Annotated in this window: 7 protein-coding genes; 1 reads left to right on the top strand and 6 read right to left on the bottom strand. The window is 65.6% G+C overall.

Going from position 1 to position 5,801, the window contains the following annotated elements:
* Positions 1–38: 38 nt before the first annotated feature.
* Entirely contained in the window at positions 39–527 is a 489-nt protein-coding gene (locus GL279_RS18770) for a LysR family transcriptional regulator (protein ID WP_246175414.1), read from the bottom strand.
* Between the two features lie 237 nt (positions 528–764).
* Between GL279_RS18770 and GL279_RS18765 the strand changes: the two genes are divergently transcribed.
* Positions 765–1,397 (top strand): TetR/AcrR family transcriptional regulator, encoded by a 633-nt coding sequence (locus tag GL279_RS18765; protein ID WP_143794965.1) that lies wholly within the window; start codon positions 765–767, stop codon positions 1,395–1,397.
* Here the strand turns inward: GL279_RS18765 and GL279_RS18760 are convergent.
* From GL279_RS18760 to trbL, 5 genes are read right to left on the bottom strand one after another with little or no spacing between them, the layout of a single operon-like run.
* A complete protein-coding gene (locus tag GL279_RS18760; protein WP_035746465.1) occupies positions 1,392–1,613 on the bottom strand; it encodes a DUF2274 domain-containing protein in 222 nt (73 codons plus the stop codon). The two genes, GL279_RS18765 and GL279_RS18760, sit on opposite strands and share 6 nt — an antisense overlap.
* Positions 1,614–1,615: 2 nt before the next feature.
* A complete protein-coding gene (locus tag GL279_RS18755; RefSeq protein WP_143794966.1) occupies positions 1,616–2,743 on the bottom strand; it encodes a TraB/TrbI/VirB10 family type IV secretion system protein in 1,128 nt (375 codons plus the stop codon).
* Positions 2,740–3,768 carry a P-type conjugative transfer protein TrbG gene (gene trbG, locus GL279_RS18750; protein ID WP_155066133.1) on the bottom strand — a complete coding sequence of 343 codons (1,029 nt, stop codon included), beginning with the start codon at positions 3,766–3,768 and terminating at the stop codon, positions 2,740–2,742. The genes GL279_RS18755 and trbG overlap by 4 nt, the downstream gene beginning before the upstream one ends.
* Positions 3,765–4,454: a conjugal transfer protein TrbF gene (trbF, locus tag GL279_RS18745; protein WP_155066132.1), complete on the bottom strand. Its 690-nt coding sequence runs from the start codon at positions 4,452–4,454 to the stop codon at positions 3,765–3,767. The genes trbG and trbF overlap by 4 nt, the downstream gene beginning before the upstream one ends.
* Positions 4,451–5,689, bottom strand: a complete 1,239-nt coding sequence (gene trbL, locus GL279_RS18740) for a P-type conjugative transfer protein TrbL (RefSeq protein WP_246175413.1) — start codon at positions 5,687–5,689, stop codon at positions 4,451–4,453. The genes trbF and trbL overlap by 4 nt, the downstream gene beginning before the upstream one ends.
* Positions 5,690–5,801: the final 112 nt, after the last annotated feature.

Genomic DNA, 5,801 nt, shown 5'->3' with positions numbered 1-5,801 from the left:
CGAAACGCAGGCCCGCGTCGGCTGCGCCAGCTGGAAAGCTACGCCGCCACGGGCCTGCTCAACCGCGCGCCAAAGGGGTCACTTTTGGGCGCCGATCGGGGGGGCCGTTTGGATGCCGATTGACAGTTAAACAGAAATCCCGACGCCAGCGAAGAAAATATCCCGACCTTGAGCAGTCCCTGGTCAGCCCGACCGACCGCGGCAACCTTGGTCACGCCGATGTCGATCTGCCGAAGAGCATGCCGGGCGCTGCGCAGAAACTCCTGCCCGGCGACCGTCAGCCGCACCCCGCCCGAATGTCGTATGAATAGTGAGGCACCCAATTCATCCTCAAGGTCGCGGATCTGGCGGCTGACCGATGATTCATTGATGTCCAAGGCGATTGCAGCCTTGCGGAAGCTCCCGTGGTCGGCCGCAGCAAGGAAATGCCGCAACTGGCGCAACCGGATTGTGCTCTTACCAGCGCTGCCCTCGACAATACGCGCGAGGACGGAGCTACCAGATGGGGCGTCCCTGTTTCGGTGCATAGGCATGGCACATCATCCCGAACCGCAGTCGTCTTCTGGCCAGCGCTCGGTCGCGGCCTGCCAGCGAAGGCGATGGTACGTGCCGTGATGGCCAGGTTCATACGCGACCATCTCCCGTCCTCCACACCTCAAACTTAATACCATTCAGTTCCCAGATGGTGCTGCTTGACATCGGCTCCGTCAACGAAAAAAATAAATCGTATTCAGTTTCAGCGGACAGTCGCAACAGGGATCTCGATGGCTCGCCCCCGAAAAGAGCAGGAACTTGATATTGCTCGCCGTGCGGTCGAGGAAACGATCCGTCTGCTGGCACAGCAAGGCGACTTCGATGTTCCACTGACCTCGGTGGCACAGGCCGTGGGCTGCACGGCGCCGGCCCTTTACGGCCATTTCCGCAACAAGAATGCTTTACTGCGCGCGGCGCGCGACGAAGGATTTGGACGCCTCTACAACGAGAAGTTCGCGGTTTTCGAACAGATGCGAGGCGATCCGTTCGGCTATTTGCGCGATGGCAGCTATGCCTATGCGCGCTTCGCCCTGGAGAACCCCACTCTGTACCGGCTGATGTTCTCACCGCCCCCGAAGCTTGGGGTGAGCGATGATCCGTGGTCAAGCGAAGCAGGTCGTCAGGTCCTGAGTCTGCTGCTGACAGGCCTGCGCTCATCTCAGGAGCATGGTTACTTGCCGGGTGCTGACCTGCAACGCTACGGCTTCATGTTCTGGTCAACGATCCATGGAGCGGTCAGTCTGAACATTCAGAACCGCCTGCTGGACCACGCGGCGAAGTGGGACTCGACGCAGAGCGTGATAGACGCGCTCATGGAGATGATCGCGGCAACCGGCCCGGCCAAACACCCGATCACGTCATGAGCGGATCTTTCGCGCCTTTGCAAAGCCACGATCCGTGGCGATGAACCGCTCCAACATCGGTACGATCAGCCTGACGGGATCGGCGGTGGGCTGGCCGGTCTCGCGGGCCAGTACCTCGGCATAGGCGACCAGATCGCGGTGAAGCGACGCGGGCAGTTCCACCGTCACCTTCACGGGCTTGTCGTCGGGGAGCGGGCCGAGTTTCAGCTTTGTCATGGTCAACCTCCTGCCGGCTCGAATACCAGATCGCGGGTGACGATGATCCTGACCGGGTAGCCAGGACGGATCGTCAGTGTCGGTACGACCTGCAACTGGCGCTGGACGATCTGCTGACCCGCCTGGTTGATGGTATCCTGCGCCCCGTCGCGGATGGCGCGGATCAGTCGATCCTCGTCGCTGCTGGCCAATTCCGCACCGACCGCAAGCAAGGTCGAGAGGCCAGCGGCCCGCATCAGATCCCACCAGTGGTAATCCACGCCATCCTCAAGCCCGGCGTAACCGGAAGCGTCCGCACCCGGCAGGCGCTCCAGGACGATGGAGCGGCCGCCGGGCAGGATCAGGCGATTCCAGACCAACAGGACGCGGCGCTGGCCGAAGGTCACACCGTCATCATATTGGCCGATGATGCGCGTTCCCTGCGGGATCAGCAACAAGCTGCCGGTCGGGCTGTCATAGACGTTCTCGGTCACTTGGGCCGTGATCTGGCCGGGCAGATCGGAACGGATGCCGGTGATAAGCGCCGCCGGGATCACCGCCCCGGCCTGAAGGATATAGGGCGATGCCGGTGGTGCGACGCGATCCGGGGCGACGGTTTGCCGGTCCACAGGCCCGTTGAGAAAAGCGGTATGGCGATCCTGCGCTGGAGCCTGACCACCGAGATCGAGACCCGCGAGCCCGGGCATGGTCGTTCCCGGCGTCGCTCCAGCCCGCGGGCCAGACTGGAAGAACACGCCGCTCAGACGAGCGGCTTCTTCCTCGGCGAGACGACGCTGCTCATCTGGATCAACGGCGGGCGCCGTGATGGTCGGTGGCGCGACCGGCTGCCCCCGATTCTGCGCCTCAAGTATCGGGCGACCAAGATCGCCCGGCAACGCCGGTCCCAGGACCGGGCCGGTATAGTCGCGCGGCAGGCCGGCAAGCCCATCTGCTGTGGGGCGGTTCTCGGTCGAATAGAGTTCGCCGCCGCCCGGCCCGGCATCGCGGGTCTGGAGAGCGTAGATCAGTGCCCCGCCAATGCCGAGAAGGGCAACGGCTCCGGCGCCTGCCAGCACCTTGCGGGACAGGCGGGTGACGCGGGGCGGCTCGGCGCGCAACCGCATGGGGGCTGCGGTGTCGGTATCGCTCATGAGGGTGATCCTCCCGTGGTCGCACCGGCTGGCTGGGCTGCGGCCCGCGTCTGCTCGACGCGGACGATCCTGACGACCTGCTGGCGGTCGCCGCTGCCGAGGCGAAGTTCCCCTGCGCCGAACAGGCGGTCCACGATCAGGACGTTCCGATGGATGCGGGAATTGACGATCTGCGGTTCGCCGTCCGATCCAAGGACGAACAGAGGCGGCATCTCTCCCTGCACGATGCCACGCGGGAAGACGACATAGACGCGCCTGCCGTCGTCGAAGACGGAAACCGGCCGCCATGGCGGGCTGCTGCCCTGCACCTGCAAGCCGTAACGATAGTTGCGCGCGGTCTCGGCCGGGATGACGGGGGCTGAGGGCGTGGTCACGCGGCTTCCCGGCGGTGGTGTCGGATACGCCCATGCCACAGCAGGCATATAGAGAGCTTCGCGGGCGCGGAGTTCGATCATGTAGATGCGCCGGTCGGTGGTGATGACGAGGTTGGTCGAAATGTCCGGTCGGGTCGGCTTCACCAGCACATGCACCCGGCGGGTCGGGCCGCTGCCGCTCTCCGTGTCACCGATGATCCAGCGGGTGGTGTCTCCGGCGGCAATCGGCCCCGCGCCGGTCAGGCTTTCGCCCGGCTCCAGCGCGATGGTGGTGATTTGCCCGACTGCGGCATAGACCTGATAGAGCGCGCCTTCCGACCAGGGATAAATCTGGATGGCATTATAGTAGCCTTCCCGGCGCGGCTCGACGCGGGCGGCGGCATTGGCGTTCTCGACGCGGGCCGTCGCCGTGCCGGCAGCCTCGCCGCCCCGCGCCACAGTCCAGGCGGGCGGGACGTGCAGCGGCCGGGGCGTTGTGTCGGCTGCGGCGGCCTGCACGGTCGGCACCGGCGGCACATCGGCGTCGTAGCTGAACTGCGGCGTCCGGTTGGTGGCGCAGCCGGCCAGCATGGCGGCGGAAAGCAGCAAAGCCGCGAAGGCGGGTTTGCGGAAAACCGGAAGCCCGGCTTTGCGGAAAGTCGTGGCGGTCATTGGCTCATCTCCCGCGACCAGTTGATCGCGTTGACATAGATTCCGAGGGGATTGGTGCGCAGCCGCTCGGCATTGCGCGGGGTCTGGATCACGACCGTCAGGATCGCGGTCCATCGCTCGGTGGTGGAGAGTTGGCCGTTCTCGTAGTGCCGCTCAGACCAGGCCACACGGAAACTGTCCGGCGACGCCCGGATGATGCTCGATACTTCGACGGCTACCTGCTGGCGGCCGACGCGCGTGAAGGGATCGTTGGAGCGGGCATAGTCGTTCAATGCGGCCGCGCCCCGGTCGGTGGTGAACTCGTAAGCCCTGAGCCAGTTCTGGCGGACGACGATGGCGTCGGCCGGGAGCGCGCGCACCTGTTCGATGAAACGGCCGAGGTGAAAGGCGATCTGCGGGTCGGTCGGCCGATAATCGGCTGCTGCCGGCGCGACGGCTTGCGCCTGGCCGAGATTGTCCACCTGAACGACCCATGGCACGATGCTCCCACGCGCCGATTGCCAGACAAGAGCGCCGGCGAAACCTGCCGCGAGGATCAAGGAGCCGAACGCCATGTAGCGCCAGTTCCTTGCCTGGACCCGGGCCGAGCCGATGCGGTCGTCCCAGACCTGCGCGGCGCGCTGATAGGGCGTTTCGGGTTCCGGCATCTTGCCGTAATGGGTCGTCGGTCGTTTGAAGATGTTCATGTGCGGTTACTTTCGGAAAGGCTGACGGAGGAGCCGCCACCATGGCTGTCGCCGGACCGGACGGCATGGGCGGCAGCGGTGACGCCATGGCTCATCGCCCGGCTGCGGCGCATGTTCTGCGCCCAGGCCGGCGGGCTATCTGCGGCTGAGGGCGTTGACGGATCAGGCGATGGGGCGCCGCCGATCGTGCCCATTGAGGAGCTGCCGCCGGACGCCGCGAACCCCGCTTTTGCGCCGTCGGAATAGCTGGATTTCATACTGTCGGCGGAGCGAGACGCGGCACGCTTGAGGGGCGAGATGGCTGCGGATGCTCCGGTGCGCGCCACGCCACCAAGGCCGGACGCGACACCGGCTGCACCGGACCCGCCCATGGAACTGAGCGTATAGGCCGACGAGGCCGCACCGGCGGCCGAGGCCCCGCCGCGGGCAAGTGCAGCACCGCCCGAAAGTGCGGCACCGCCACCACGCGCCGCAAGCATGGTCACGCCACCGCCCGCGACAGCAGCACCGCCGACCGCGAGGCCGGTTCCAACCGCCGCCCCTGCGCTGAGTTGCGGGCCGCCCGAGACGAGGCCGGTGGCGATACCGGGACCGAAGATACCGAGGCCGAGAAGAGAAAGGGCGGCCAGCACGATGGCCATGGCGTCGTCAATGGTCGGGGTCGCACCGCCGAAGCCTGCAGTGAACTGGCCGAAGAGCGTCGAGCCGATGCCGATGATGACGGTCAACACCAGCACCTTGATGCCGGATGAGACGACATTGCCCAGGACCCTTTCAGCCATGAAGGCGGTCTTGCCGAAGAGACCGAAGGGGATCAGCACGAAGCCTGCAAGCGTCGTCAGCTTGAACTCGATCAGGGTGACGAAGAGCTGGATCGCCAGGATGAAGAAGGCGAGGATCACCAGTGCCCAGGCGAAGAACAGGCAGAGGATCTGCACGAGGTTTTCAAAGACCGCGATCCAGCCCATGAGATCGGAAATGGATTCGAGCAGCGGGCGCCCGGCATCGAGGCCGATCTGGGCGACGCGGCCAGGGCGCAGGAGATCGGCGGCAGAAAACCCCGTGCCCGAGGCCATGAGGCCGAGGCCGGCGAAGCTCTCGAAGACGATGCGGGCGAGATTGTTCCAGTTGGCGATGATATAGGCGAAGACGCCGACGAAGATCGTCTTCTTCACCAGGCGCGCGATGATGTCGTCGTCGGCGCCCCAGGCCCAGAACAGGGTGTCAATCGGCATCCAAACGGCCCCCCCGATCGGCGCCCAAAAGTGACCCCTTTGGCGCGCGGTTGAGCAGGCCCGTGGCGGCGTAGCTTTCCAGCTGGCGCAGCCGACGCGGGCCTGCGTTTCG

The organism is Paracoccus limosus (assembly GCF_009711185.1).
Taxonomy (GTDB): domain Bacteria; phylum Pseudomonadota; class Alphaproteobacteria; order Rhodobacterales; family Rhodobacteraceae; genus Paracoccus; species Paracoccus limosus.
This window is presented reverse-complemented; position numbering and strand designations above follow the sequence as displayed.

Excerpts from the sequence above, each read along its gene's own strand:
- GL279_RS18760 (WP_035746465.1), bottom strand. The coding sequence starts at position 1,613 with ATGACAAAGCTGAAACTCGGCCCGCTCCCCGACGACAAGCCCGTGAAG.
- trbF (WP_155066132.1), bottom strand. The coding sequence starts at position 4,454 with ATGAACATCTTCAAACGACCGACGACCCATTACGGCAAGATGCCGGAA.
- GL279_RS18755 (WP_143794966.1), bottom strand. The coding sequence starts at position 2,743 with ATGAGCGATACCGACACCGCAGCCCCCATGCGGTTGCGCGCCGAGCCG.
- GL279_RS18770 (WP_246175414.1), bottom strand. The coding sequence starts at position 527 with ATGCACCGAAACAGGGACGCCCCATCTGGTAGCTCCGTCCTCGCGCGT.
- trbL (WP_246175413.1), bottom strand. The coding sequence starts at position 5,689 with ATGCCGATTGACACCCTGTTCTGGGCCTGGGGCGCCGACGACGACATC.
- trbG (WP_155066133.1), bottom strand. The coding sequence starts at position 3,768 with ATGACCGCCACGACTTTCCGCAAAGCCGGGCTTCCGGTTTTCCGCAAA.
- GL279_RS18765 (WP_143794965.1), top strand. The coding sequence starts at position 765 with ATGGCTCGCCCCCGAAAAGAGCAGGAACTTGATATTGCTCGCCGTGCG.